Source organism: Chryseobacterium sp. SIMBA_029 (assembly GCF_046535275.1).
In the GTDB taxonomy this organism is placed as follows: domain Bacteria; phylum Bacteroidota; class Bacteroidia; order Flavobacteriales; family Weeksellaceae; genus Chryseobacterium.
This window is the reverse complement of the sequence record NZ_JAWRXA010000558.1, coordinates 1-256: the sequence shown is the minus strand read 5'-3', so window position 1 is coordinate 256 and position 256 is coordinate 1. Positions and strand designations below refer to the sequence as shown.

Sequence of the window (256 nt, the reverse complement as noted above, 5' to 3'; positions counted from 1 at the left end):
CACCAGTCCCGGCCACGGCTGTTTAACCCGGACTAGTCCTGGTGGAGTTGAACGAAATTGCCGCAGCCGTCATCGAAGACGGCACTGATACCCGATGGGTCCTCGGCAGGTGCGCCCTTGAAAGACACCCCTGCAGCGAGCAACCGCTGATACTCGGCCTCGACGTCGGGTACGCCCAGCACCACAGCCGGCATTCCGGCGTCGTACACGGCGTTCATGTAGTTCGCACCAATCGGGTTGTCGCTCGGTTCCAGCA

The 256-nt window shown here is 62.1% G+C and carries 1 protein-coding gene; it reads right to left on the bottom strand.

All coding sequences use genetic code 11. The features are described 5' to 3' along the window. Nucleotides 1–32: 32 nt before the first annotated feature. On the bottom strand, nt 33–256 hold a 224-nt coding region (locus SB679_RS25215; RefSeq protein ID WP_410705067.1), incomplete at its 5' end, for a VOC family protein.